The 510-nt window shown below is 37.3% G+C and carries 1 protein-coding gene; it reads right to left on the bottom strand.

Features of this window, described 5'->3' with window-relative positions:
• Positions 1–24 precede the first annotated feature (24 nt).
• The coding region (locus tag DW173_RS23720; protein ID WP_233562312.1) for a BF3164 family lipoprotein at positions 25–510 on the bottom strand (486 nt) is incomplete at its 5' end.

Below are 510 nucleotides of genomic sequence, written 5' to 3'. Positions count from 1 at the left end.
TTTTAATCAAGTTAATTATCTCATTCAGCCAAAGTTAAACTTAAGTATTGGCTCATCATTATTTACATCTGTCGCTATTATCGTTTTAGTAGCTTCATCCACCCAAATACCATATATATAATGGTCGAGCACATATTTACATAACGGTTCTCCTTTCAAACTAAATACATAAATATATTTTCCTCCATCAGGAAGCCTCCCGCTTTGTCTCGCAATCTCCTTAAAAGGCGTTCCATGAAATACTATATAAATGGCACTATCTGTTACTTGTACATCACTAAATCCCATAACACCCGTTGGTATACCATATCCATCTGATACTTTGAATTCAGGTTCACCATGCTCACCGATACGAACAACATGAGTACTATCTTTCAAATTATAAACCTCAAGGACCTCCCCCAACTGGGTAACTACCGCCAATATTCCATTGTTAGGATTGTAGTCTAGGAAACTCCTCCATGCTTGAGCCAATGCCGGACGAGCATTTTTCAATGCTTTTTCATCAAT

Origin of the sequence: Bacteroides sp. AM16-13, assembly GCF_003602705.1 — a bacterium.
Lineage (GTDB): Bacteria > Bacteroidota > Bacteroidia > Bacteroidales > Bacteroidaceae > Bacteroides > Bacteroides xylanisolvens.
Note: the sequence above shows the minus strand (reverse complement) of the source record. Positions and strands in the feature narration are given on the sequence as shown.